The sequence below is a fragment of the Arthrobacter sp. R4 genome (assembly GCF_051365025.1).
Taxonomy (GTDB): domain Bacteria; phylum Actinomycetota; class Actinomycetes; order Actinomycetales; family Micrococcaceae; genus Arthrobacter.
Genome location: NZ_JBLWIJ010000010.1, coordinates 247,605 through 272,259, shown reverse-complemented (window position 1 = coordinate 272,259; position 24,655 = coordinate 247,605). Strand labels below are relative to the sequence as shown.

The 24,655-nt window shown below is 62.1% G+C and carries 22 protein-coding genes; 9 read left to right on the top strand and 13 right to left on the bottom strand.

Translation table 11 applies throughout. From position 1 onward, the window contains the following. Nucleotides 1-3 precede the first annotated feature (3 nt). From ACLKOZ_RS07095 to hrcA, 3 genes are all read right to left on the bottom strand, one after another. Nucleotides 4-786: a 16S rRNA (uracil(1498)-N(3))-methyltransferase gene (locus ACLKOZ_RS07095; protein WP_436473889.1), complete on the bottom strand. Its 783-nt coding sequence runs from the start codon at nt 784-786 to the stop codon at nt 4-6. 2 nt (nt 787-788) lie between these two features. Further along, nucleotides 789-1,916 (bottom strand): molecular chaperone DnaJ, encoded by a 1,128-nt coding sequence (dnaJ, locus tag ACLKOZ_RS07090; protein ID WP_337348551.1) that lies wholly within the window; start codon nt 1,914-1,916, stop codon nt 789-791. An 81-nt stretch (nt 1,917-1,997) separates the two neighbouring features. Further along, entirely contained in the window at nt 1,998-3,011 is a 1,014-nt protein-coding gene (gene hrcA / locus ACLKOZ_RS07085) for a heat-inducible transcriptional repressor HrcA (protein ID WP_436473888.1), read from the bottom strand. Nucleotides 3,012-3,198: 187 nt separating this feature from the next. On the opposite strand from hrcA, the gene ACLKOZ_RS07080 reads away from it, so the two are divergent. Together ACLKOZ_RS07080 and ACLKOZ_RS07075 are read left to right on the top strand one after the other, a co-directional pair. Further along, entirely contained in the window at nt 3,199-4,044 is an 846-nt protein-coding gene (locus ACLKOZ_RS07080) for a DUF3097 domain-containing protein (protein ID WP_376048658.1), read from the top strand. Between the two features lie 101 nt (nt 4,045-4,145). Next, complete coding sequence (locus ACLKOZ_RS07075) at nt 4,146-4,565, top strand: DUF4870 domain-containing protein (RefSeq protein WP_337348554.1); 420 nt, start codon at nt 4,146-4,148, stop codon at nt 4,563-4,565. A gap of 74 nt (nt 4,566-4,639) precedes the next feature. Here ACLKOZ_RS07075 and hemW read toward each other — a convergent pair whose 3' ends face one another. Beyond that, a complete protein-coding gene (gene hemW, locus ACLKOZ_RS07070; RefSeq protein WP_436473886.1) occupies nt 4,640-5,869 on the bottom strand; it encodes a radical SAM family heme chaperone HemW in 1,230 nt (409 codons plus the stop codon). A 36-nt stretch (nt 5,870-5,905) separates the two neighbouring features. Further along, nucleotides 5,906-7,759, bottom strand: a complete 1,854-nt coding sequence (lepA, locus tag ACLKOZ_RS07065; protein ID WP_337348556.1) for a translation elongation factor 4 — start codon at nt 7,757-7,759, stop codon at nt 5,906-5,908. Nucleotides 7,760-7,943: 184 nt separating this feature from the next. Here lepA and ACLKOZ_RS07060 point away from each other — a divergent pair, with 184 nt between their 5' ends. Both ACLKOZ_RS07060 and rpsT read left to right on the top strand, forming a co-directional pair. Further along, a complete protein-coding gene (locus ACLKOZ_RS07060; protein WP_436473884.1) occupies nt 7,944-8,537 on the top strand; it encodes a type II toxin-antitoxin system PemK/MazF family toxin in 594 nt (197 codons plus the stop codon). Nucleotides 8,538-8,698: 161 nt separating this feature from the next. Next, a complete protein-coding gene (gene rpsT, locus ACLKOZ_RS07055; RefSeq protein WP_066291556.1) occupies nt 8,699-8,959 on the top strand; it encodes a 30S ribosomal protein S20 in 261 nt (86 codons plus the stop codon). A gap of 133 nt (nt 8,960-9,092) precedes the next feature. On the opposite strand, the gene ACLKOZ_RS07050 is transcribed toward rpsT, so the two are convergent. From ACLKOZ_RS07050 to ACLKOZ_RS07020, 7 genes are all read right to left on the bottom strand, one after another. After that, nucleotides 9,093-9,656, bottom strand: a complete 564-nt coding sequence (locus tag ACLKOZ_RS07050; RefSeq protein WP_337348558.1) for a hypothetical protein — start codon at nt 9,654-9,656, stop codon at nt 9,093-9,095. 3 nt (nt 9,657-9,659) lie between these two features. Further along, nucleotides 9,660-10,163 (bottom strand): hypothetical protein, encoded by a 504-nt coding sequence (locus ACLKOZ_RS07045; protein WP_337348559.1) that lies wholly within the window; start codon nt 10,161-10,163, stop codon nt 9,660-9,662. After that, nucleotides 10,160-10,762, bottom strand: coding sequence for an ATP-binding cassette domain-containing protein (locus tag ACLKOZ_RS07040; RefSeq protein ID WP_436473880.1), 603 nt, complete (start codon nt 10,760-10,762; stop codon nt 10,160-10,162). The genes ACLKOZ_RS07045 and ACLKOZ_RS07040 overlap by 4 nt, the downstream gene beginning before the upstream one ends. Further along, a complete protein-coding gene (locus ACLKOZ_RS07035) occupies nt 10,759-11,880 on the bottom strand; it encodes a hypothetical protein (RefSeq protein ID WP_436473878.1) in 1,122 nt (373 codons plus the stop codon). The genes ACLKOZ_RS07040 and ACLKOZ_RS07035 overlap by 4 nt, the downstream gene beginning before the upstream one ends. 315 nt (nt 11,881-12,195) lie before the next feature. Next, the gene (locus ACLKOZ_RS07030; protein WP_436473876.1) at nt 12,196-12,492 is read right to left on the bottom strand and encodes a hypothetical protein; all 297 of its coding nucleotides are present in this window, start codon (nt 12,490-12,492) and stop codon (nt 12,196-12,198) included. A 400-nt stretch (nt 12,493-12,892) separates the two neighbouring features. Next, nucleotides 12,893-13,909 carry a DNA polymerase III subunit delta gene (holA, locus tag ACLKOZ_RS07025; protein WP_436473874.1) on the bottom strand — a complete coding sequence of 339 codons (1,017 nt, stop codon included), beginning with the start codon at nt 13,907-13,909 and terminating at the stop codon, nt 12,893-12,895. 270 nt (nt 13,910-14,179) lie between these two features. Then, nucleotides 14,180-15,214, bottom strand: coding sequence for a zinc-dependent alcohol dehydrogenase family protein (locus ACLKOZ_RS07020; protein ID WP_436473872.1), 1,035 nt, complete (start codon nt 15,212-15,214; stop codon nt 14,180-14,182). A gap of 333 nt (nt 15,215-15,547) precedes the next feature. Between ACLKOZ_RS07020 and ACLKOZ_RS07015 the strand changes: the two genes are divergently transcribed. Then, on the top strand, nt 15,548-16,408 hold the full coding sequence (locus ACLKOZ_RS07015) for a hypothetical protein (protein ID WP_436473870.1): 861 nt from the start codon (nt 15,548-15,550) through the stop codon (nt 16,406-16,408). A gap of 577 nt (nt 16,409-16,985) precedes the next feature. Here the strand turns inward: ACLKOZ_RS07015 and ACLKOZ_RS07010 are convergent. Beyond that, nucleotides 16,986-17,942, bottom strand: coding sequence for a ComEC/Rec2 family competence protein (locus ACLKOZ_RS07010; RefSeq protein ID WP_436473868.1), 957 nt, complete (start codon nt 17,940-17,942; stop codon nt 16,986-16,988). Between the two features lie 723 nt (nt 17,943-18,665). Here ACLKOZ_RS07010 and ACLKOZ_RS07005 point away from each other — a divergent pair. From ACLKOZ_RS07005 to ACLKOZ_RS06990, 4 genes are all read left to right on the top strand, one after another. Next, entirely contained in the window at nt 18,666-19,748 is a 1,083-nt protein-coding gene (locus tag ACLKOZ_RS07005) for a DUF4062 domain-containing protein (RefSeq protein ID WP_436473866.1), read from the top strand. Between the two features lie 523 nt (nt 19,749-20,271). After that, nucleotides 20,272-22,317 carry an ATP-binding protein gene (locus tag ACLKOZ_RS07000; RefSeq protein ID WP_436473864.1) on the top strand — a complete coding sequence of 682 codons (2,046 nt, stop codon included), beginning with the start codon at nt 20,272-20,274 and terminating at the stop codon, nt 22,315-22,317. 174 nt (nt 22,318-22,491) lie between these two features. Next, nucleotides 22,492-23,484: an IS481 family transposase gene (locus tag ACLKOZ_RS06995; protein ID WP_436473862.1), complete on the top strand. Its 993-nt coding sequence runs from the start codon at nt 22,492-22,494 to the stop codon at nt 23,482-23,484. A gap of 303 nt (nt 23,485-23,787) precedes the next feature. Then, complete coding sequence (locus ACLKOZ_RS06990; RefSeq protein ID WP_436473860.1) at nt 23,788-24,534, top strand: helicase associated domain-containing protein; 747 nt, start codon at nt 23,788-23,790, stop codon at nt 24,532-24,534. Nucleotides 24,535-24,655 lie beyond the last annotated feature (121 nt).

Here is a 24,655-nt window from a genome sequence, read left to right as displayed (position 1 = left end):
CTGTCAGAGCTCAGGTGCGGACCAGCGGCCCAACACATCGCTGGCCAGGACGACTGCAGCGGGTCCGGCGGTGGACGACCTCAGGACGTGGTGCCCCAGAAGCGCCGTTACGGCACCGGCACTGCACAGCCTGGTCACTTCACGCGGACTGATCCCGCCTTCCGGTCCCACAATGAGCAGGATTTCGCGGGTTTCACTGCCGTTCGCAGCCGCCTGCCAATTCTCCAAAACGGACCGTAACGGCCGGACAGCGTCCTCGTGCAGGATGATTGCGAGATCGGCCGCGCCGGCAGCGGCTGCCAGTCCGGGGGTTTCGACGGCGGCGCGCACCTCAGGAATCCAGGCCCGCCGGGCCTGCTTGGCCGCCGCCGTCGCCACCGACTGCCACTTGGCATGTGCCTTGGCTGCCCGTTCGCCCTTCCACCTCACGATGGACCGTTCGGACTGCCACGGGATGACCGCGTCAATCCCCAGTTCGGTGGCAGTTTCAACTGCGAGCTCGTCTCGGTCGCCCTTGGCCAGCGCCTGCACCAGGACAAGCCGGATGGCGGGCTTTTCTTCGACCGTCAACGCCGAACACTCCACTGTCAGCTCCGACGGCGACGCCGCCACGACCGTGCCGGTCAACCGCTTGCCGGCCCCGTCTGCGATGTCCACCGACTCGCCGGGGGCAAGCCGCTTGACTGCTACCGCATGCCGCGCCTCAGCCCCTTCCAGGACAAAGTGGCGCCCTGGGACCATGTGGTCCAGCGTCCCGGGAGCGCTAAAGAAAACCGGATTGCTCACCCCTACAGGTTACCGAGCCGGTCCCGCAGCTTGGCAAAGACGCCGCCGCTGGCCGCGAGTTTGCCCTCAGTGAACTGCTCGCCGCGCAGTTTGGCCAGTTGCCGCAACAGGTCTTCCTGCGCCGAATCCAGTTTGGCCGGGGTCTCCACCTGAAGGTGTACCTTGAGGTCGCCGCGGCCATATCCGCGAAGGTGTGTCACGCCCAGGCCGCGCAGGGTGATGATCTCCCCTGACTGGGTTCCCGACTTGACGTCGATTTCCTGCAGCCCGTCGAAGGTTTCAAGGGAAAGTTCGGTTCCCAGCGCGGCAGCGGTCATGGGGATGTTGAGCGTTGCATGGAGGTCGTCGCCGTCACGTACGTACGTGGCGTCGTTGTTGACCCGGATCTCAACGTACAGGTCACCGGCCGGGCCGCCGGCCGGGCCTGCCTCGCCCTGGCCCGACAGCTGGATGCGGGTCCCGGTGGCTACGCCTGCAGGGACCTTGATGGTCATTGACCGCCGGCTACGGATCCGCCCCTGCCCGCTGCATTCGTTGCAGGGGTCCTTGATCACGGTGCCGAAGCCTTCGCAGCTGCCGCAGGGGGCGGCGGTCATGACCTGGCCAAGGATGGAGCGGACCGCTCTCTGGACCTGGCCGCTGCCGCCGCAAATGTCGCAGCGTTCCGGGTGGCTTCCCTCCCGGCAGCAGGAGCCGTTGCACGTGGGGCAAACGACGGCGGTGTCCACCTCAAGCTTTTTATTGACCCCGAACACGGCGTCGCGGAGTTCGATCCGGACACTGATGAGGGCGTCCTGGCCGCGCCGGACGCGTGAAGCCGGACCCTGCGATCCGCCAGCGCCGAAGAAGGTATCGAAGATGTCCTGGAAGGCGAAGCCCTGTCCGGCGTAACCGCCGCCGCCGAAGCCGTTGTCGGTACCGTTTTCGTTGCCGGTGGTGTCGTAGACCCTGCGTTTCTGCGGGTCGGAGAGTACCTCGTAGGCGTGGGTCACGGCCTTGAAGCGGTCCGAGGCATCCTCACCGGGGTTGACGTCCGGGTGGAGCGTGCGGGCCAGCTTGCGGTAGGCCTTCTTGATCTCTTCCCCGGTGGCTTCCGGCGAGACTCCAAGGACGTCGTAGTGGCTGCTCAAAGTTCGTATCTCTTCCTGTTTGTACTGCTGCAGTCGGACTGCTTGTACTGCTCTTGTTGCCTGGGGCCCGGCCAGTTGCTGTCAGGGGCCCAGAATCCTCGAAAGATAGCGGGCCACAGCCCTGACTGCTGCCATGGTGGTGGGGTAGTCCATTCGGGTGGGACCGAGCACCCCGATCTTGGCTGTGCTGTCCGGGCCGTAGGCCGTGGCGACCACCGACGCTTCGGTGAGCCCGTCGTACGGGTTTTCGCGGCCGATGCTGACCGTCACCCCGCGCGGATCCTGTGCCATCTCGCTCAACAGGCGCAGCATGACCACTTGTTCCTCTAGCGCTTCCAGCACCGGGCCGATACTCAGGGGAAAGTCGACGTTGGACCGTGCGAGGTTGGCGGTGCCGGCCATGACCATACGGTCTTCGCGGCTGCTGTGGGCAAGGACCTCCAGACCGTGCGCCAGGGCCTGCGCGGCCTGCCGCTGTCCTGGGCCCATGCCGGAAACAACTGCCGGCAGCGACTGGGTCAACTGGCTCAGCGGCGTCCCTGCGAGCGAACCGAGGAACCGCCCCCGGATGCCTGCCAGGGCGTCGTCGCCAAGGTCCTGCCCGACGTCGACCACTTTCTGCTCCACCTTGCCGGTGTTGGCGATCAGGACAACAAGGACCTGGCGGGGAGCCAGCAACACGAACTCGATGTGCCGGATCGTGGCGCGGCTCAAGTGCGGGTACTGGACCACTGCCACCTGGTTGGTCAGCTGCGACAGCAGCCGGACAGTGCGCTCCAGGACGTCGTCGAGATCATCCGGGCCCTCCAGGAGGGTCTGGATGGCGCGACGTTCTGCCGGTGACAGTGGCTTCATGGCCGAAATCTGGTCGACAAACAGCCGGTAGCCCTTGTCAGTGGGGATGCGCCCGGCGCTGGTATGCGGGGCGGTGATGAGGCCGTCGTCCTCGAGCGCTGCCATGTCGTTGCGGATCGTGGCGCTGGAGACGCCCAAATGGTGGCGTTCGACCAGCGCCTTCGAGCCCACAGGTTCGCGGGAGTGCACGTAGTCCTCAACGATGGCACGCAGTACTTCAAGTTTGCGCGGCTCGCTCACACTCCACCTCCATCCATGGTCACAGGCCGCCGGTTTCCCCGGCGCGTGCACCGGCCGCCGTCTTGGCGCGGCTTAGCACTCGACATGCCTAAGTGCTAACAGTCTAATATGACTCACCCCGTTGTTAGCATTGGTACCGCTCCGGGCGAAATTCCGGGCCAGGATCTAGGCAAGGCGGAACACATCCATGCAGTACCAGAACTGGGGTCCCCGGGAGATCGCCGCCCCCGTGAGGAATCAGCTCCCTGAAGTCCCGGTAGAGCGCGGGATGGTCCTGGAAGAGGTCCAGTCCGGCTGGGTAGGCGCCGTCACGCGGGTCGAGAAGTCAGGCGGAATGCATGTGGTGGCCCTTGAGGACCGGCGGGGCAAATCAAGGTCCTTCCGGCTCGGATTCGGTTTCCTCTTGGAAGGACAGCCGATCCGACTGATGCCCCCGGCGCCGCGGCAAGCCACCGCCCCGGCCGGGCGGACGGCCTCCGGCTCCGTCCGGGTAGCCGGTCAGCGCGCCCAGGTGGCCAAGGCCAGCAGGATCTGGGTGGAAGGAAAGCACGACGCCGAACTGGTGGAAAAAGTCTGGGGAGACGACCTCCGGGTGGAGGGCATCGTCGTCGAGCCTTTGCATGGAATCGATGACCTCGCTGCCGCCGTGGCAGACTTCGCGCCGGGGCCCGGCCGCAGGCTTGGAGTGCTCGTTGACCACCTGGTTCCCGATTCCAAGGAATCGCGGATTGCGGATGCCGTGATGGCATCCCCGGGCGCTGCCGGCAATGTCCTGATCGTGGGGCATCCGTACGTTGACGTGTGGCAGGCCATCCGGCCTTCCGTGCTGGGAATTGAAAGGTGGCCAGTGGTCCCACGTGGCCAGGACTGGAAGACCGGCATCCTCGCGGCGTTCGGTTGGCCGCATTCCACGAAGGAAGATATCGGCCTGGGCTGGCAGAAACTCCTGGGGGCGGTCCGCAGCTACGCAGACCTTGAAGCCTCGCTGCTGGGCAGGGTTGAAGAGGTCATCGACTTCCTCACCGTTCCCTAGCAGTATTCTTGGTACTGCAGTTGCCAGTGCGCTTGAGCCCGGCACACTGTAACTTTGAATGTTCTACCCCCCCGCACCATTGCTTTTCGAAGGAAGACACCGTGGCAGAAAACGCACACGAACACAGGGACAACCAGAGCGGCCAGGGCCGCTCCGAGTACCATGGCGTTCCGGCAAATGCGCTGCCGCTAACGGCCAGCGAAGACCGGCAGTGGGCAACCCTGGCGCATTTCGGCGGCATCCTCGGGTGCGTGCCGTCGCTGCTGATCTACCTCATCTTCCGGGAACGTGGGCCGTTTACCGCCCAGGAATCCAAGGAGGCGCTGAACTTCAGCCTGCCGCCCACCATCGCGGCCGTTGTGGCAAACCTTTTGGTGTTCATCCCTGTGGTCGGCAATATTTTCGCCGTGATTGCCACCCTCATCTGGATCGCATTGACTTGCTACTCGGTTGCTGCCGGCATCCACGTGAACCGGGGCCAGCCGCACCGCTACCAGTACAACCTGCGGTGGATCAAATAAGGGTCAGCTTCCGCTGGCTCCGCTAAGCGGCGTCAGGAGGTCCCGAGCCGGGCTTGCAGGAAACGACTCCCGCGTCAGTCCGGCAGGATCCTGCGGACCACGGCGTCAGCCAGCAGACGGCCCTTCAGCGTCAGGACGAGGCGTCCCTGAAAGGCGGAGGCAGGGTCCACCAGCCCGTCGGCGATGAGTCCGGCCACTTCTTTCCGGCCTGACTCCCCCAGCGAACTGATGCCCACACCTGAGACGAGCCGTGCCTCAAGCATGATCCGCTCCATGTCCCGGGTGCCGTCGTCGAGCGTTTCCCGCCCTGCTGCCGGCGAGAGCCCTTGAGCCAACCGGCCGGCGTAGGCGGTGGGGTGCTTGACGTTCCACCAGCGCACGCCCCCCACGTGCGAGTGGGCTCCGGGACCGATGCCCCACCAGTCGTCGCCGCGCCAATAGGCCAGGTTGTGCCGGCACGCCTGCTCCGGCGTCCGTGACCAGTTGCTGACTTCATACCAGCTCAGACCCGCTTCGCGGATCAGCTGGTCCGCGAGTTCATACTTGTCCGCGTGGTCATCGTCGTCGATTCCGGGGACTTCACCGCGGCGGATCTGGGCTGCCAGCTTGGTACCGTCCTCCACGATCAGCGCGTAGGCGCTGATGTGATCAGGCTGGTACGACAGGGCCGTCTCAAGGGAGTACCGCCAGTCGTCCAGTGACTCTCCCGGTGTGCCGTAGATCAGGTCCAGGCTCACAGCCAGTCCGGCGTCCCGCGCCCATTGCACCACTTGCGGCACGCGGCTGGGGGTATGGGTCCGGTCCAGGACCTTCAGCACATGGGGCACGGCGGACTGCATTCCGAAGGAAACCCTGGTAAATCCGGCATCCTTGAGGACGGCAAGGGATTCCGGGGTGACGGAGTCCGGGTTGGCCTCGGTAGTGACCTCAGCGCCGGGCTCCAGGCCCCACTCGCTAATGGCAGCGCCGAGAATTCGGGCCAGGTCCCCGGCCGGAAGCAGCGTCGGCGTCCCGCCGCCGAAGAACACGGTGCTCAGCGGCCGGTCCGGAATTCCTGAGTTCCGCAGCACAGCTGCTGCGAAGTCCACTTCTGAGACGGCCGTGGCGGCGTAGGCATCCTGCGACGCGCCGCCTCCCAACTCCGTGGCCGTGTAGGTGTTGAAGTCACAGTATCCGCACCGGACGGCGCAGAAGGGAATGTGCACGTACAGCCCGAACGCCCGGTCCGCCGAACCTTCCGCTGCCTGGGCCGGCAGCAGACCGTCCGACGGCGCGGGGTCGCCGAGGGGAAGGACGCTAGGCACGGGTGCGGCCTCCGGTGGTTCCGGCCACGGTCATCACTACTTCTTGGCCTTGTCCTTGGACTCGTCGGTGGTCAGCGCGGCAATGAAGGCTTCCTGCGGGACCTCTACGCGGCCCACCATCTTCATACGCTTCTTGCCTTCCTTCTGCTTTTCAAGCAGTTTGCGCTTTCGGGAAATGTCACCGCCGTAGCACTTGGCAAGTACGTCCTTGCGGATGGCCCGGATGCTCTCCCTGGCAATGATCCTGGAACCGATGGCAGCCTGGATGGGCACCTCGAACTGCTGGCGGGGAATCAGTTCGCGCAGCTTGGTGGTCATCATCACACCGTAGGCATAGGCCTTGTCGCGGTGCGTGATGGCCGAGAACGCATCCACCTGCTCGCCCTGGAGCATGATGTCCACCTTCACGAGGTCGGCCACCTGCTCGCCATCCGCCTTCCAGTCCAGTGAGCCATAGCCGCGGGTCTTGGACTTGAGGATGTCGAAGAAGTCGAAGACGATCTCGGCCAGTGGCAGGCGGTACCGGATTTCCACCCGGTCCTCGGACAGGTAGTCCATGCCGCCCATCACGCCGCGGCGGCTCTGGCACAACTCCATGATGGCGCCCACGAACTCGTTCGGAGCCAGGATGGTAGCGGAAACCATCGGCTCACGGACTTCGGCGATCTTGCCGGAGGGGTATTCGCTGGGGTTGGTCACATGGACAACCTTCTTGTCCTCCAGTGTCACCTCGTATTCCACGTTGGGGGCTGTGGAGATCAGGTCGAGGTTGTATTCGCGTTCGAGCCGTTCCCTGGTGATTTCCAGGTGGAGCAGCCCGAGGAAGCCCACGCGGAAGCCAAATCCCAGGGCGGCGGACGTTTCTGGCTCATACACCAGTGCAGCGTCGTTGAGCATCAGCTTCTCCAGCGCATCGCGGAGCACCGGGTAGTCCGTGCCATCCAGCGGATACAGGCCGGAGAAGACCATGGGCTTGGCATCCGCATAGCCGGGAAGTGAATCAGAGGCAGGCTTGGCAAGGTTGGTGACGGTGTCGCCAACCTTGGACAGCCGGACGTCCTTAACACCGGTGATGAGGTAGCCGACTTCGCCAACACCAAGGCCCTTGGAAGGGGTGGGTTCCGGGGAGCTCACGCCGATCTCGAGGAGTTCGTGCGTGGCCCTGGTGGACATCATCTGGATGCGTTCGCGGGGGTGCAGCATGCCGTCGACCACGCGGACGTAGGTGACCACGCCGCGGTAGGTGTCATAGACGGAGTCGAAGATCATGGCGCGGGCGGGGGCGTTGGCATCGCCCACGGGTGCCGGCAGGTCGCGGACGATTTTGTCCAGCAGCGCCTCGACGCCCATACCGGTTTTGCCGGAGACACGAAGCACGTCGTCGGGGTCGCCGCCGATCAGGCTGGCCAGTTCCGCGGCGTACTTTTCGGGCTGGGCAGCCGGGAGGTCGATCTTGTTCAGGACCGGGATGATGGTGAGGTTGTTTTCCATCGCCAAGTAAAGGTTGGCAAGGGTCTGGGCTTCAATGCCCTGGGCGGCATCAACAAGAAGCACCGCGCCTTCGCAGGCCGCAAGCGACCGGGAAACCTCATACGTGAAGTCCACGTGGCCGGGGGTGTCAATCATGTTCAGCGCGTAGCTGGTGCCATCGAGTTCCCAGGGCATACGGACGGCCTGGGACTTGATGGTGATGCCGCGTTCGCGCTCGATGTCCATCCGGTCCAGGTACTGGGCCTTCATGTCGCGGGACTGGACCACCCCGGTGTACTGCAGCATCCGGTCGGCCAGGGTGGACTTACCGTGGTCAATGTGCGCGATGATGCAGAAATTCCGAATAATGGCCGGATCTGTCGCGGCGGGCACCGGGGCGGTGCGGGCCATGGGAGACACGCAGGGTCCTTACTGTTGGCATTCACACGGCCACCACCAGGACACGCCGACGGCGCCCTGCGGACGGGCCGCACATTTTCAACCTCCAGTGTCCCACGTCAGTGCCTGTCGCACCGCATCCGGCCAACAACTCTCCAGCGACACAGCCGAGCCTGCGTTTCGCACGCAGCGATAGGGTTGTCCCATGGCACTGAACTTCCGCTCACTGGTCAACGCGTTCCGGACGTCTATCCGCGTTTTCGACACGATACGGCGGGACCAAGGGACCGCCGCCCCCGGCACCAAGGTCGGCAGCCCGGCGCGGACACCGGCGAAACGGGCAAAGCCTGCAGCACCGGTATCCGCTTCCGCCGGCACAGGGACCGCAGCCGATTACCCGGGCGACTTCCACGGCGCCGTAGCCGTCAAGTACGCCCCACATCCTGACGGCTCGCCCGATCCGGGTGAAGTGGTGTGGACCTGGGTGCCCTATGAAGAGGACCACACCAGGGGCAAGGATCGTCCTGTGCTGCTGATCGGGCACAACGGCCGCGACCTCCTGGGGCTTATGCTCACCAGTCGCGACCACGACCAGGAGGCCCACGCCAGCCAGGACTACGTGGATATCGGCACCGGCGCCTGGGACCGGCAGTCCAGGCCAAGCGAAGCCAAGCTTGACCGAATCCTGCAAGTCAGCCCTGACCGGATCCGCCGCGAGGGTGCAGTTCTTGACCGGCAGCGCTTCGAAGTTGTCGCGGCTGCACTCCAGAAGCGACACGCATGGGACCAGGTCCGCTAAATGGCCAGCCTTCGGGCCAATCTGCTATTCTTTATAGCTGTGTGTCCGTGCAGGTCGACGGCCACTGATGGTTGGCCGCCATAGGTATCCCCACGCCGCTCAGTCAATGGCCAATCTGAAAGCCCTCTAGACCATTTCCGCATTAAAAAGAGAGTTCACACGTGGCTAATATCAAGTCCCAGAAGAAGCGCATCCTCACCAACGAGAAGGCACGCCTGCGCAACAACGCAGTCAAGTCTGAGCTGAAGACGGCCATCCGCGCCGTCAACACCGCCGTTGAGTCCACCGACAAGGATGCAGCTGCTGTTGCCCTGGTTGCCGCCAGCCGCAAGCTGGACAAGGCTGTCAGCAAGGGTGTTCTGCACAAGAACAACGCAGCGAACCGCAAGTCGGCGATCTCCAAGAAGGTCAACGCACTGTAAGGTTTCCAGTTCCCTGAACTGATGGTTGTGGCCGGCACCCCTGGGTGCCGGCCACACCGTTTTAAGCGCTATTCAGTCTGGTCTCATATGCATTTTCAGATGCGATGACTCGCGCTCTCCTTCGATGTGCGGTTCAGGCGGAACTACCTGAGACGAGCAGGAGGGAGTTGATGATGGCGACGACGACGAAGAGAATCGCCAGGCGCCAGTTCTGGGCTCCAAGGACTGTCTTGGCAGCTGCAATGTAGATGCCGGCTGCGATGGCGCCGAACAGGATGCGCACCCAGGCTTGACCGAGGAGGCCGATCGCGTCGGGCTGCAAAAACAGTCCCATGATGAGGACAGTGGCCAAAAACGGGATTTGACCCAGAAGAACCCAAAACCAGCTGGCCCTGAGGGTGGGGCCATGTCCTTTGACGATGCCCTTGTACATAAGCCTCAGTACGAGGCCTTGTAGAAACGACGCCAGGATACTCCAGACAATGACGCCCACGCGAAGGAAGGTGACGAGCACTTCGCGGCTCGAAAACTGGTTGTGTTCGGCATTTTCTGTAACTAGCCGTTCAATGCCGGTTCCTACCGCAAATTGGGCAGCTGCACTGTATGCAAGCAGGAGGCAGATGATCCAGACGGGGTTAAGTTTCTTCAGGCTCTGCGGAGTGGGATGACTGGACGTCTCTGGGTTCGCGGAGGTCATGACTTACCTTTCAAGTAGTGCGTGTTCGGCCCACTCGGCAAGGGCCGCCAGGATGTAGAAGATGGCGGGGGCAGTGAGAACTTCGCCCATTGTCTGAGCCATGCAGCGCCAGGTGCCTTCTTTTCTGATCGTTCCGAGAAGTGTCGGCCAGAACAGACGTGCCCCTTGGATGGTGAGTGCCCACGCCACGGTCTCGAGGGGCACATGGACCACGGTGAGCGCAACGGTCTGTTGCAGGCCAACAGCGGCGGTAGCGGCAACCAGGCCCATCCCGAGCCAAAAGCCGTTGAGGATCATCATGACGATCGCACCGTAGTGGGTCAGAAATAGTGCGAGAACGGCCAAGGAAGCGTTGTGCAGAAGAATTCCTGGCGCGCTAATGGAGGTTAGGTCGCTGGTGCTGTCCCACGTGAAGAGAGAAGCAAGACCAATCCCACAGACGATAGCGATCAGAATCTTCAAGAAATCGATGCCCAGATACGGGAAGCGAGTGAGAGGAGTGCTCACCTTCGCGCTCCTGTTGGGCTCAGTTCGACCGCATCATTTTGGCGGACCACGAGATCGTAGTCGGTCCAGTGGTTTTCTTCGTGGGTAGCCACGAGGACGAGACGGCTTTTCCCTACGGTGAGAATGGACTTGCGTGCAGCTAAAGAGGCTTGCTGGTCCAATCCGTTGTTTGGCTCGTCCAGCAGTAGGACATCGACGTTCTTGAGTGCCAAGGCCACCGTCAGAACAAGTCGCTGGCGTTGTCCGAGGGATAGGTCTCCAACCTTGATTGGCATCATCTCTTCCGTCAGAAGATGACGCCAGTCATCTTCTGACGGAAGAGTCAGCGGTCTGACCATAGCCAAGTGTTCTTCGACCGTGAGGTAGTCGAGCGTAAGAAACTCCGTGTCCAGATAGACCGCCGTGAAGTCCTTTCTCCACCGCGTGATCTCCGTGCAGGATGTCGCGATCACCCCACCGAGGAGCTTGAGCAGGGTCGTTTTGCCGCATCCATTCGGCCCTCGAAGCGCAACAACGCCTCGGTCCGGAAGATCCACAGAGGCTGCGTCGAAAACGAGGTGGGATCCAAAGGCATGATCTACCCGCGACAGAGATTTCATGTGTCCTCCGTTTCGGTCGCTGATAGTTCACGCAGCCATGCAGGGGCGTCTTTGAGAACAAGAACTGTCAAGAGAACAGCCACCAGAGCAAGCGCGCCGGACGTGACGCCGAGCCAGGGACTTTGTGCTGCTTGCGGTGTGATCGTTCCCAGAATGCCTGAGAACACAACCGCAAGCCCGGCGCAAAGCGCTGCGCCTAAGCCGGCCTTGGATTTCTGCACCAATTTCGAAATGTGCGAGGCTGGCAAAACGGCCGTTCGACGCTGGACAATCAAAGCGTCGATGCTGATCTCTAAAGCGACAAGTGCAAAAAGCAAGAGTGGCACCTGAGTATATTTTCCTAAAAAGAAGAGTACGCATAGCCCCAAGGTCAAAGGTGTAGTTACGACTGTTGCGGCCACTAGGCTGTGGAAAATAATCGGCCGTACCCAGGATGGTCTAAGCCGTACGAGGAATAAGGCAAAACCCAGCGTTTCAGGCGAAGCGATCCTTGCGAAGGATGACCGGTAAAGAACCAACCCCAAGAAGAAAACAGCAAGAGCAATATACGGTGCCGTCCTCGGCCATGGGGTCTTTTCCATAATTGACAGAGCCAAGCTTGACAACAGGAAAATGCTTCCTGATTTGATTGATAAATCAGTCAGCAATCCTCGGCTACGCGGGGCGCGGGGGTCAGCGGTGGCCCTGTAAAGGGCAGGTGTAGAGGTGGCGGTAATAACGGTACCAGCCAGAATCAACAACAACGCGGAACCAAAACCGGAGCCTAGAGTTTCACCGCCCGCCAACCACGACGCATTCGCAAGAATAATAATGAGGCTGCTCGCAGATAAGACACCAATCAAAACAACGAGCACCCGGATGGTGATTCTCTTCAAAGGTGCCACGGCAAGAATTGATGAACCAAGGAGAGCCCCGAAGGCTAATAGATTACTGCCCTCGTGCCACCGCAGGTTCTGAACGATGAGCATACTGGCAAGGCCCAGATCCATCAGGACCCAACCCGCGCGCATCCCCGCCTCCAGGGGTATCGAAACGGAATTCCAGCAACGGTGGGCCTGCCTATAGCGACGCCTCGCCTGTAAAAGCGTGACTGCCAACAGCACGGCCGCAATGCTCACCACCTCAGGAGTGCGGAGCGGAATTCCCAATGTGACTAACCCAGCAGGCTGAGGTGTCCACACTAAGCCAACGCCGATGATGAGTAATGTCAACAAATGCGCGAATATCCGTACCTTATTTACCGCTGCAGCGTGAGAGGGAAAACCTAGGCTTTTCAGAAGATCCTGGAGTCGGTGGGACCTGCGCCGAAAATCGTCTATGAAGGTGGCTTTACACCCGGAGAGGACCACAGCGTATTCACACGGACGCCGTTGGTGGACGTTAGGCGATTTCATTGTGGCCCTCTCATGGGCTGGTACGAAGGTGTTAGCTGTTTACCAGGCAACGAACTGCTTCAGAGCCCATTTCTTGGCCAGGCCAAAAATGAGCCCAGCCACTGCGGCTCCAATGCCGAAAGACGCCACCACTGCTGCCGCCGCCGCGGCCCAAGACAGAGCATTGAGCGCAAAGTAGAGGTTCGTGGCAAGACCAGAAGAAATGCCTAAGGTGGCAACGGCCTGAAAAGCCACCGACATTGTGACAATGAGCGCCAAGGAGGCCCCTCCCACTTTCGCCACGTCGCCTTGGACTGAGCCGTTGGTACGATTCGGACTCTCAACGAGAGCTGACATGAATGTTCCTTTCATAGAGTGACTTTTCTTAGCCACTCATGGAAACGCGCCCGACACTTAGGGACTGACATTTCGGGCACGCCATTCGGTGGGGTCAGCTCCCACGACGAACGCTAAGGCCGAAAAATTCAGGTAGGTGGCCGTTCGCCTGAATTTGAGTGTTGATCGCCGCGAATTTGAGTGGATACGAGCCGCCTATGAGTAGGTACGCGGGGGAAACACCCGCGGCCCCCTGGCACGCCGATGACTTTCCGTGGACGGGCGAGAGCTACCCAACCATGGTCCTGTGTCGCGTTCCTGGAAAGGGGCGGAGCGGCTGGTCAGGCAGCTTCCGCGCTCCCGGACGTACGCGGCTCAAGTTGGCCAGCGGCTAGCAAATAGCCGCCCGGCATTTGGTCCTCTAGCGGCCCCGGGCCGAGGCGGCAATGACCGTGACGGCGTGCTCCACCGCGTAGACCGGATCCCGTGAGAGTCCTTTGACCTGGGCGTCCGCTTCGGCAGTGACCTGGATGGAGCGCACCAGGCCCTCGGGTGTCCAGCGCCGGACGTCCCGCTGGGCCTGTTCCACGAGCCAGGGCTGCATCCCGAGGTCACGGGCTATCTGGGTGGAAGACCCCTGGGCGCCCGCCACTTTGGCTACCGTCCGCAGCTTGGCAGCCAGCGCGGCCACGAGCGGAACGGGATCGGCTCCAGTGGCCAGGGCGTGGCGCAGCGCAGAAAGCGCTGCTGGACCGTTGCCCGCCATGGCGGCGTCGGCAACCTTGAAGGCCGTGGCCTCGATCCGGCCGCCGTAATAGCGGTCCACCAGCTCAGGGGTTACGGCCCCGGTTGCGTCCGCAATCAGTTGGTTGCAGGCCGCCGCGAGTTCGGCAAGGTTGGCGCCCACTGCGTTGACCAGTGACTGGACGGCGTCGCCGCTGATTTTGCGTCCGGCAGCCCTGAATTCTGCAGTGACGAAAGCGGTCTTGTCTGCATCTTTTTTCAGCGGCTGGCAGTCCACTACCGGCCAGCCCCCCGCCTTGACAGCATCAAGGAGCTTCTTTCCCCGGACTCCCCCGCCGTGGCGCAGGACGAGGACTGCATCAGGTTCGGGGCGGGCGACGTACGCGAGGGCATCTGCCAGGAAGGAGTCGTTCATGCTTTCAACGCCCTCGACCTCGATCAGCTTGTTCTCGCCGAAAAGGGAAGGGCTGACGTGCAAAGTGAGTGACCCGGGTTCGTAGCTTCCCGCGTTCAACCGGGTGACTTCGACATCCGGCGAAACAGCCCGCACCTGTGCCCTGACACGGTCCATGGCCCGGATCCCCAGATACTCCTCCGGACCGCCAATCAACACCACTCCGGCAGGTTCTACATCCCGCCAGGTGGCCGCGCCGGACGCCGTCGCCCTGTTTCGTGCATTCGGCGCAGCGGCCATTCTGGGTTCCTTCCGGAAGTGTTAGTGCAGTGTCTAAGCCTGCCATGACGGGGCCGTGGCTCCAAGCCATGAACCGAACCGCGGTACCTGGAAACAGTCCCAAGTGCCAAAGCCGCCGCTATGGCAGGCGCAGGCTCCGGGCCAGCAGCAGGAGGGCGCCAAGCACCAGACTGCAGTTGGCGCCCGAGTTAGTTCACAAGAGGGTGGGTGTGCTGACGTGGGCCAGTTGATCACATCAAGACTTATCGCTGTGCACATGGTTGGTGCACATCAGCGTGTCGGATCGATCATCGTCATGCCTGCGACGTTCGCGGTGTCAAGGCGTGGCAGCATATCAGCCGCGTCGTCCAATCCGACGACGCGCTCGATCAGCTTCTGAGGTTCAAATGCCCCCGATTCGATCAGGGCCAGCATCCCCTGGTAATCTGCGGCGGGCATTCCATGGCTTCCGAACACGTCCAGTTCCCATGCGATCACTCGTGCCATGGGCACGCGGGGGTGACCCTCAACGGGCGGTAGTAGGCCGACCTGGACGTGCCGGCCGCGGCGGCGAAGGCTCAGGATCGCGTCGGCGCAAGTCTGCTCGCTGCCGACGGCGTCAATGGAAACGTGGCTTCCTCCCGCGATCGCGTGGACCTGTGCCGGGATGTCTGACCCGTCCGCGACCAGGACGTGGTCGGCGCCAAGGGAAGCCGCCAAATCGAGGGCGCCTGTGTTCCGGTCGATGGCGATGACCTTGCCGCCGAGCGCCTTGGCGATCATGACGGCACTGAGACCCACACCGCCCGCCCCCACGATGGTGACCCACTCTTCGGCGACGAGGCGGGCCCGGCCGGTGAGCGCACGGTAGGCGGTCGCGAAACGGCAGCCCAGGCTGGCCGCCGCCTCGAAGCTGACGCGTTCGGGGATTGCTACAAGATTGGTGTCCGCGGCGTGGATCACGACTTTCTCAGTAAAGGAACCCCAGTGGGTGAACCCTGGCTGTTGCTGCTCCGGGCAGACCTGCGCGTTGCCCGAGAGGCACCACTCGCAGGCCCCGCAACCTTCGACAAAGGGCGCTGTCACGCGGTCACCGACAGCCCACCGCTTCACACCGGGACCGACAGCTGCGACGACGCCGGCGAACTCGTGGCCTGGGACGTGGGGCAGCACGATCTCGTCATGACCGGCCCAGGCGTGCCAATCGCTGCGGCACAGCCCGGTGGCGGCGACGGTGATCACCACGCCATCTAGCGGCACCTTTGGCTCTTCAACTTCTTGAACCGCCAGCGGCCCAGCGATCTGGTCCATGACAATCGCGCGCACATGTCCTCCACATACTTCGGTTCTCCCCGCTCCGATCGGTGGGGATCTGGCAACATCCTCGCACGCCGCGTTGACCCAGGACGCCCCGGACATAACTTCGACGTCGAGGTCAGGTACTAACGCCTCACGTCCAAACGGTCCCCTCCGGAGTGCCGGGGCCTGAGCGCAGCGCGAAGCAACTCGGGGACGAAAAACTGTGGACAGTCAGGATTCTCCGACGGAACTGCGCGATAATTCCATTCGTTGGATGTATCTTCAGTGAGGGGCGTCTATCGCCTCTCACTGGGGGGAATTTCGTCGTCCCCGAAACATTCAACGAAGGGATCGACAACGATGAGTTATCAACTTAAGGCCCTGAGCCGTGCTTTGCTGGCGGCAGGCCTGACCGCAGCGCTCTGTGCCGGAGCGACCGCTACGGCGCTGCCGGCGGCCGCCGCAGAGACGAAGCTTCGGGTCGTCCAGCACAACACGGATCAAATTCCGGAGCGCTGGAACGATGTCCTGAAGCTTGCTGGCGGCAATGATGTACTGCTCGCTGAAGAGGTGTGCGAGGCCTCGTACGAGACTGCAAAGGCGGCCCATCCCAACTGGACGTTCTCGTTCCACCGGCAGAAACAAACCACTGCGGGCAACGCTGCGGCCGTCTGTCCGACATCAGCAGACGGCACGACCTGGAAGGGGCTGGTCGCCGTTCACACCGGCGCCGGCACCGCCACAGACGTCGATTTCTTCGGCGCAGAAGTCAATAAGGCGAAGGGCCAGACCTTTGGGATGGCTTGTGTGAAGTTTCGAAAGAACGGCAACAAGGTGAATGCCTGCGCGACGCACCTGCAGGCGTACGGCGATGATGTGGATGCAGACCGCACCGAGCAGACCCAAAAAATCAAGAACATCACTAAGCGCTGGATCCACGATGGCATTTCCGTCGTCGTCGGAGGTGACTTCAACACGGGCCCTCAGACAGCGGCAATGACAAACATGTACCAGTACAACGGTGAGGGAAAGTTCGTGGAAGCGCACCAACTCCAGACCGGAAAGGCGGCTCGCGCGGGCGTAGACACGGTCGACGGTCGGAAGATCGACTATGTATTCTTCTCCGCTAAGCAGACCCCGTTGAAGTCAGGGGGGACCTTTCACGTAGATCGGGTAAAGGACGGACACGCGATCCTTACCGCGACGGCCAACATTAAATAGACCAGTGAGCGGACGGTCAGTTCAGTCGTAGGAAGACAGGACTGATCGTTCCGTTCCGCTCCGTTGACCCGCTGTTGTTTGGGGCATTTAGGCGGGGGCCATGACCGACCAGTGGAAAGATGACGAACACACCGAAATATCCAACATGCAACGAGGCTGACCTAAGGGCTATGAAAGCTGAGCTGGCCGGAAGCGGAGCCGGCCTCGCCTCATACTCGGCCGGCGCATGGATGACCGGGCTGGTAGCTTACCTCCTGGCTTGCCACCATGGCCTCAACGTCTCCAGCACGGCCAAAGGCGGTACCAGTGAACAGGGGGCGGCATGGATGTACCCATCCATTCGATCTGGATCTGGGGGCCACTGCTCCTCCTGGCCCTCATCCTTGCGGTCGTCGCCAAGGCACGGAAGAGTCGGCGCCAGTAGCTGGCCACAACCATCATTGTGCTGAGCGCTAGTTTCCCGATCCTGGCTCTGCTGGTGCTGGCAGTCGAATCCCTCATTGCCTGGGGAGCCCAGGCGTAATCATCGAGAGCGGTGCACCCGGCCGCACTACTAGACGGCTAATGACTGTCCTGTTCAGTCAGCGATTCCCGGGCCGTCGCGGGGACCCCTCTCAAATTCCCTGCCCACCGTTCGCTCGCACCGTGGCTCCAAGCCACGAGCCGGACCGCGGTACGGGGAGCGCGGCCATGCCGGCCAGCGGAGGCCTTCCGCCTTTTCCAGAATCCGCTCGATGCGGCCGTGCAGGCCCAGCAACAGGTCCGCTACCATCCGTGGGCGCAGTGCAAGCAGCACCATTGCCAGCGTCAGTACCGACAACGCCACCATGGTCATCACCCCGAAGCCTCCCTCCGGCCACGGAAGTGAGGAACCGGGCAGAGCCGCCATAAACCTGGCCGTCCCGGCAACGCCGCCGCAGAAAACGCCCGCCACCGCGATGAGCACGGTTGCAGCCCATGGGGCCAGTACCGTCAGCGGAACCGCGGCCGTGCCGAGCAACGTCACCGGGGCAACGAGCGGGGCAGCCGCGATGTTCGCCACCAATGAGTAGGTCGAGAATTGTGGCTGCAGAAGCACAATCACGGGACCGCACAGCAGCTGGGCGGACAACGGCACGGCGAACGCTGCCGCCGCCCACCGGGGCACCCAAACAGGAGCCAGGTCCACCAACCGCTGGCCAAGCACAATGATTCCCAGGGTTGCCAGGACCGACAACAGGAAGCCGAAGCTGGTTCCCAGGCCCGGATCGAACAACAGAAGCCCGATCACGGCGAGGCAAAGGAAGCTCAGTCCCCGCCCCGTACGGCCGCCAACCAGTGACGCCAGCGCGACGGAACCCATCAGGGCAGCCCGCAGGACACTGGCATCGGGGCCGACCAAGAGGACAAACAGTCCCAATCCGGACAGTGCCAAGGCCGCCGCTGGCACCCTGGGCAGGCGCAGGCTGCGGGCCAGCAGCAGGAGGGCACCAAGCACCAGACTGCAGTTGGCGCCAGTGAAAGTTAAAACAGGAGGTGGGTAGCCTTGGAACAACGTTTTCGCTGGTCAACGGCATCTTCGTGCTACCCAATGATGGAACTGGCGCGACGATCAAGCCCATCATTGGGCTTGTCAATGGGGGCCGGTCACGTCCCTGTGGGAGCCCTCCGATAGGAGGTCGACCAACGAACGTTGAATTGGGAGATGGGTGGCTCTACTCGTTATCCAAGACCCGTCCTCCTGAATCGGCCTCATGAGACCCGGCCGCGGGCGCGAACCCGGTGACCGACTCCATTCAAGGATGATTGTGATCAGTCCAATTCCTCGGGCGCTGGACGAGAGCGAACCGATGCGCGGCCGGCCGGTGGAATCGGCTCGCCGGGAGCGAGAGTCTGCTGACCTGCGTCGTTCAGGTGCGGCTCCGCGCGAAGCCGTCCGTCTCCGAGATCCGTAAGTTTTGCGGAGAGGAGCGTATTCTGGGTAGCTCCGAGTAACAGCGTTTGGTTGCGAGCTTCCACAGTCTCGCCGTTGATTTCGAACTCGAACGACTTCCACGTGCCGACAATCGTCTGCCCGTCGAGAAGGTCCGCTGCCGTTAGCACGCGCTGGGCGAGCTGCCCGGTAACCGTTGTCAGGTCGGGCACCACAATCGGCGTTGCCGTATGGGGTTGGAGCGCAGCGAGGGCCGTGATGTACCTCCCAACGAACTGTGGGAGCGGTGCTCGGCCTACCCAATAGTGGCCGGAGAGTGTCAGTCCGGTGTGCTAAACATTAGGCATGGATCGCCGCTATCAAGTTTTCATCAGCTCGACCTTCACCGACCTCATCGAGGAGCGCAAGGAAGTCATTCAGGCACTGCTGGAGCTGGACTGCCTTCCCGCCGGCATGGAGATGTTTCCCGCGGCCGACGACGACCAGTGGACGCTGATAAAAAAGGTCATCGACCAGAGCGATTTCTACGTGGTAGTCGTTGGCGGGCGGTATGGCAGCATGTCCGCTGCGGGAATCAGCTACACGGAAATGGAGTATGACTACGCGGTGACACAGGGCAAAACCATCCTCGGATTCGCCCATGCAAATCCAGGGAGCATCCCCGCGGACAAGACGGAAATGGATACTGCTGCGCGAACGAAATTAGATGAGTTCCGCGCCAAGGTGCAGACCCGACACGTGAAGTACTACAACAATTCAGAAGATCTGGGCGGCAAGGTCTCACGTGCGCTTAGCCTTGCTATGCGTGGCACTACGGCTCATGGCTGGGTTCGCGGCGAATTCGCCATGACTGCAGAAAAGCAGGCAGAATTTTCCGAGTTGAGAGCGAAGGTCAGTGAGCTGACACTGGCGCTCGAATCGGTGGCGACAGCCCAGGGAACCATCCCGGAAGACCTGGCCTCTGGTGACGACACTTTCGCAATGGAATCCATCATCGACTACTACTCGGTCGTTGGACTTCATGCACAGGAAAACTTGTTCGAACCGGCAGAGGTGGAGCAAGACACAACCACGGTGCCGGTGACGTGGAACGAAATAATGGCCGAGCTTGCACCGCGACTCGTTGACGAGGCAAGCGAGGACGAGCTTGCAACGGCGTTGAACGGCTATGCGCAGCGGCTGCTGCTCGGGGACCGCAAGGATCTCCTGCCTTCGTCACTCGGCCAGGTCATAGACGTCCAATTGTCTCGCAAGGCTTTTGACGACATCCTCTGGCAGCTCTTCTCGCTCAACATCACGGCGCATGGCTCAAAGACGCGCAGCACCGCGGATAAGGGCAAATACTGGCGACTGACGGATCTGGGTCGAGACACACTCATGAAACTGCGCGCTATCAAGAAGCCCCTTGCCGTGGAAGCTAGTCAGTAGTCTCGTACCTTTTCTTGCGCGAACCCGCTCCACCCTTCTCAAGGTAGACCTCCGCCAAGTGCTTGTGCTGAGCCTCCGCACCTCGGTGCAATGGCTATTGCCCATCCTGGCACCCTCGAGTGCCCTGGCCTCCTCGTCAAATCGGTACAGCAGGCTGCAGCCCACCATGATGCCCTGGACCGCGTTACGCCGGTTGAACTGGCGGGGATTCACTGTGTGCGCCGGGCGTTGCGGTTTGAATGTCAACGGCACCTAATCACGAGAAGTGTTCTACATGCGCAAGAGCGAGCAGCTCAAGATGACAGCCGCGAAGCGTTTTCGAGTCCTTGAGCTCGGAATCCTTCGACGTGATCTTCGCGCCGTGGGTCGAGTGGGACCAGATCGCCGTTATGATCAAGCCGTGCTGCTACGCCCAGCGAGCAAGAAGCGGGTTGCCCGAGCTCTTCACGATGGGATGCTCGAAGAAGCAGCTAATGTCAGTGGTTGGCTCTACCGTCCCTTACAACGAACGAACGGAGGAATCATGGCGCTGACGACGTCGCTCGCTGGCCGGGTGCGTAACACCACGCTACCGAAGACCCACGCCCTTCTGCCGCTGTTCGAGGCAGTGGTGAACGGCATCCAGTCGATCGACGCACGATACCCCGAGGAGCCCGGGCGGGGGCGTCTAACCGTCCGGATCCACCGCGACCCTCAGGACGCCTTCGACCTTGTTGCGACGTCCCCCGGCCGCATGCCGCTGAAGGCCATCACTGGATTCAGTATCGAGGACGATGGGGTGGGTTTCACCCCTGAGAACATGGCGTCCTTCGAGACACTCGACAGCGACTATAAAGCCGGCATCGGTTGCCGTGGAGTGGGGCGCTTGCTGTGGCTCAAGGCCTTCGACCGCGTCGAGGTCCAAAGCGCCTACTATGATGCAGACGACATCCTGCAGGAGCGGCAGTTCAGGTTCTCTGTTGCGCGCGAGGTTGAGCAAGATGGAGCGCCTGACGGCTTCTCCGATGCCGGATCAACTGTGGTACTCGACGGTTTTAAGAGGGCCTATCAACAGAGTGCTCCGAAGATGGCCGACGCTATCGCGCGCGAAATGTTCGAGCACTGCATTTGGTACTTCCTCCGGCCCGGCGGCGCGCCCGACCTATACGTGGCCGATGACGACGACTCGGTCCGCCTCCAGGACTACTTGGAGGGGCTCGAGCGCTCCGAGACGAGCTCGTCGATCATGATCAAGGGTCAAAGATTTGACATGCTCAACCTGCGCCTTAAGACCTCTGCGCGCAACGCTACTCCGCGTCTGCACTGGTGCGCCGCGAATCGTGTCGTGAAGGACGAGAGCATCGCCGGCAAAGTGCCCGGACTGTACGGACGACTCAAGGACGGGAGCTCTGACGAGTTCACCTATGTCTGCTACCTCACGTCCGGCTTCCTTGACGAGCACGTTCGCTCTGACCGCACGGACTTCGACCTCCCCGAGCGGCTTCCCGGGGACGCCCTCATTGACGAGCCCTCGCTCGACGACATCAAGAAGGGCGTGTTTGAGGAGATCGCGCGGAACCTTGCAGAGCCGTTGGCCGCTGCCCAGCAGGCTGGCAAGGAACGGGTGCATCAGTTCGTGAGCACGAAAGCGCCCAAATACCGTCCGCTGATCAATCGCATCGAGTCCTTAGGCATCACAGTCGATCCTTCGATCAAGGACCAGGACTTGGAGCTCGAGCTGCACCGGTGCCTCCAGAAGATCGAGGCCGGTGTGCTGGCCCAGGGACAGGCCGTTTTTGCGGAGTCGAGCGGCGATAAGCCCGAGGGCTATGATGAGCGCCTCGCGGAGTACCTGGAGACCGTGAAGGAGTTCAACCAGTCGGACCTGGCGAACTACGTGTCCCGGCGACGGACTACGCTAGACATCCTCAACAAGCTCATTCAGTCCGACGACGGTGGGAAGTACGCCCGCGAAGATTCTATCCACGAGCTGCTTTTCCCGATGCGGAAGGAGTCGACGGAGGTTGGGGCTGATGCCTCGAATCTGTGGATCCTCGACGAGCGACTCGTGTTTCACGACTACCTCGCCTCGGACAAGGCATTCAAGAGTATCGCCATTACGGACGACGACTCGATGAAGAGGCCCGACGTGCTCACGACGCGCGTTATTGAGCCGGACTCCCCGGTGCTCGCCGCCGAGGGCAAGAAGCTGCCGTTGCAATCGATCGTCGTCGTCGAGCTCAAGCGTCCGATGCGCGACGACGCAACCGAGGGGAAGAACCCCATCGAGCAGTGCCTGGACTACGTCGCACGGGTGCGGGCTGGCACTGCGAGGACCGCGACCGGTCGGCCCATTCCTTCTGCGGATGACCCGCCAGCCTTCTGCTACATCATTGCCGACCTCACCCCGACGATGGTGAGTAGGTGCAAGTTGTCTGGCCTGACCATGACGCACGACGGAATGGGCTACTTCGGATTCATCGAGCCGTATAAGGCCTACATCGAGGTTATGAGTTTCGACCGGCTCGTCAACGCCGCCACCGAGCGGAACCGCGCATTCTTCGACAAGCTCGGGCTGCCGTCTAGTTAGCATGAGCACTGAGGACGACGCCCGGGGCTCTCAGGTGACCGGCCTAGGTGTACTGCCCAGGGACGTTGGTTGGGTGAATGTGATGACTCGCTGGAGTCGTTGACTCATGGGTGAGGACCTCCGGTTGCACAGTGGAGTTGCTTAGACAACCGCTGCAGCGACCAGGAGGTCCTCATGTCCCACGCTAATGCCGCTTTGACTCCACGCCAACGTTTGCGCCTCGCACGTCTGGTCGTGGACCACGGCTGGCCGGTGTCCCGGGCTGCCGAACAGTTCAACTGCTCCTGGCCCACGGCCAAACGATGGGCCGAGCGCTACGCCGCGATGGGGCAGGCGGGCATGTCCGACAGATCCTCTCGCCCGCACCGGATCGCGAACCGGACTCCGCAGCGGCTCGTCCGCAAGGTCGTGCACCTTCGCTGGAAGCAAAGGCTGGGACCGGTCGCGATTGGAGCGAAGCTGGCTATACCTGCCTCGACCGTCCATTCGGTCCTGGTCCGGTGCCGGCTGAACCGGTTGCACCACGTGGATAAGCGCACCGGGGAAGTCATCCGCCGGTACGAGCACGACAGGCCCGGGGCGATGATCCACGTCGATGTGAAGAAGCTCGGCAACATCCCGGACGGTGGTGGCTGGCGCTACGTTGGCCGGCAGCGAGGCAAGCAGAATCGCAGAAGGACCCCGGAAAAGCCGCGAAGCAGCCACCACAACCCGCTGATCGGCACCGCCTACGTGCACACGGTCATCGACGATCACTCCCGGGTCGCCTACGCCGAGATCCACGGGGACGAAACAGCTGCCACCGCAGTCGGAGTGCTGAGACGGGCCGTATCCTGGTTCGCCCTTCGTGGCGTCACCGTCGAGCGGGTCCTCTCCGACAACGGCTCAGCCTACAAATCGAACCTCTGGCGGGACACCTGCCGGGAATTGAACATCAAGGCCAAGAAAACCCGCCCTTACCGCCCGCAAACAAACGGCAAGATCGAACGATTCCACCGAACCCTCGCTGACGGATGGGCATTCAAACGCTTCTACGCCACCGAATCAGCCCGCAGAAACGCCCTCCCGGCATGGCTGCACCATTACAATCACCACAGGCCCCACACAGCAATCGGAGGCCGACCGCCCATCAGCCGCTTAACCAACGTGCCTGGGCAGTACACCTAGGGCTTGACATTCACTTATTAACCGGGCTACTCGTCGACGGCGTCTCAACCATCTCCTAGATGAGACGAGGCCCGTCCACCGGCAATGCGCCGCCGGTGAACGGGTCTCGGAATGTTGTCTCAGAAGTTCCGGCGAGTTCAGGTGGTGAGGGCAACATCCCCGAAGAGGAGCTAATACGCCTCGGAGCCTCCACCTCGGCGCTGCGACCCTCGAGGTGCACAGCGACCCGCTATCGGAGCAGTGGCTGGGGCAGTCCGTCACAGACAACGGACGCCGAGCTACCAGCCATGGCAGGATTATCCGATGGCGACTAAACGCTGGAACGCGGCTCCGGAGGCGGAATGGGTTCTGATGTACCGGCGGGGGCTGAGCCGCGGGAGAATTGCCGAACTGACAGGCGCACCGCTACGGACCGTCGGCTACCACCTGACGGTGGCCCGGAAACTTCACCCCGGGCTGCAAACCGAGCATGAAGGGGCAACGCGCAAGAAACCACGACGGGAAACCGGTCAGGGCATGGAACGGCTGGCTCAACTGATCGCCACGGTCCAGGCGAGCGGCAGGTATCCCTCAACGAAATCCGTCAACCGGGATGAGCGAACGTTGGCCACCTGGTTGAATCGACGACGCCGAGAAGCCAGGGAAGGGACTCTACCGTCGGCGTTCCTGGAAGGACTCAGCGTCCTACCCGGCTGGCAGGGCCTCCCCCGCGTTATCGGCGATGAGGCCAGATGGCAGGAACGCCTTACTGCACTGGTGGAGTACCGGGGATCCGGACTCGACTGGCCCCGGCACAAGTCCGCTATTGAAGGTCCAGAGCATGACCTCGGTGTGTGGCTTCACACCCAGCGATACAAGGCCCGCCGAGGCGAGTTGGATCCGACCAAAGGGGCTACCCTGGATACCCGGCTCCCGGGCTGGCGGTCAGGGCGGGCCCGGGGCAGAAAGCCAATGGGTATTCCCGAGGCTAATTCCGGCGGTCCGGAACCAGGTGTCCAGCCGACTCGCGCTGACGCACGAACACCGGCGTGCTACCCCTTCGAAAGATAATCATGCACTGAACTCTTGCATTGGTTCCCGGCAATTCCACGGCCCGCTGAGCCTCCGTACATAATGCGCCGATTTCTACCAGTTCCCGGCCATCCAGGGCACTACCCCTGTCCAACGAGCC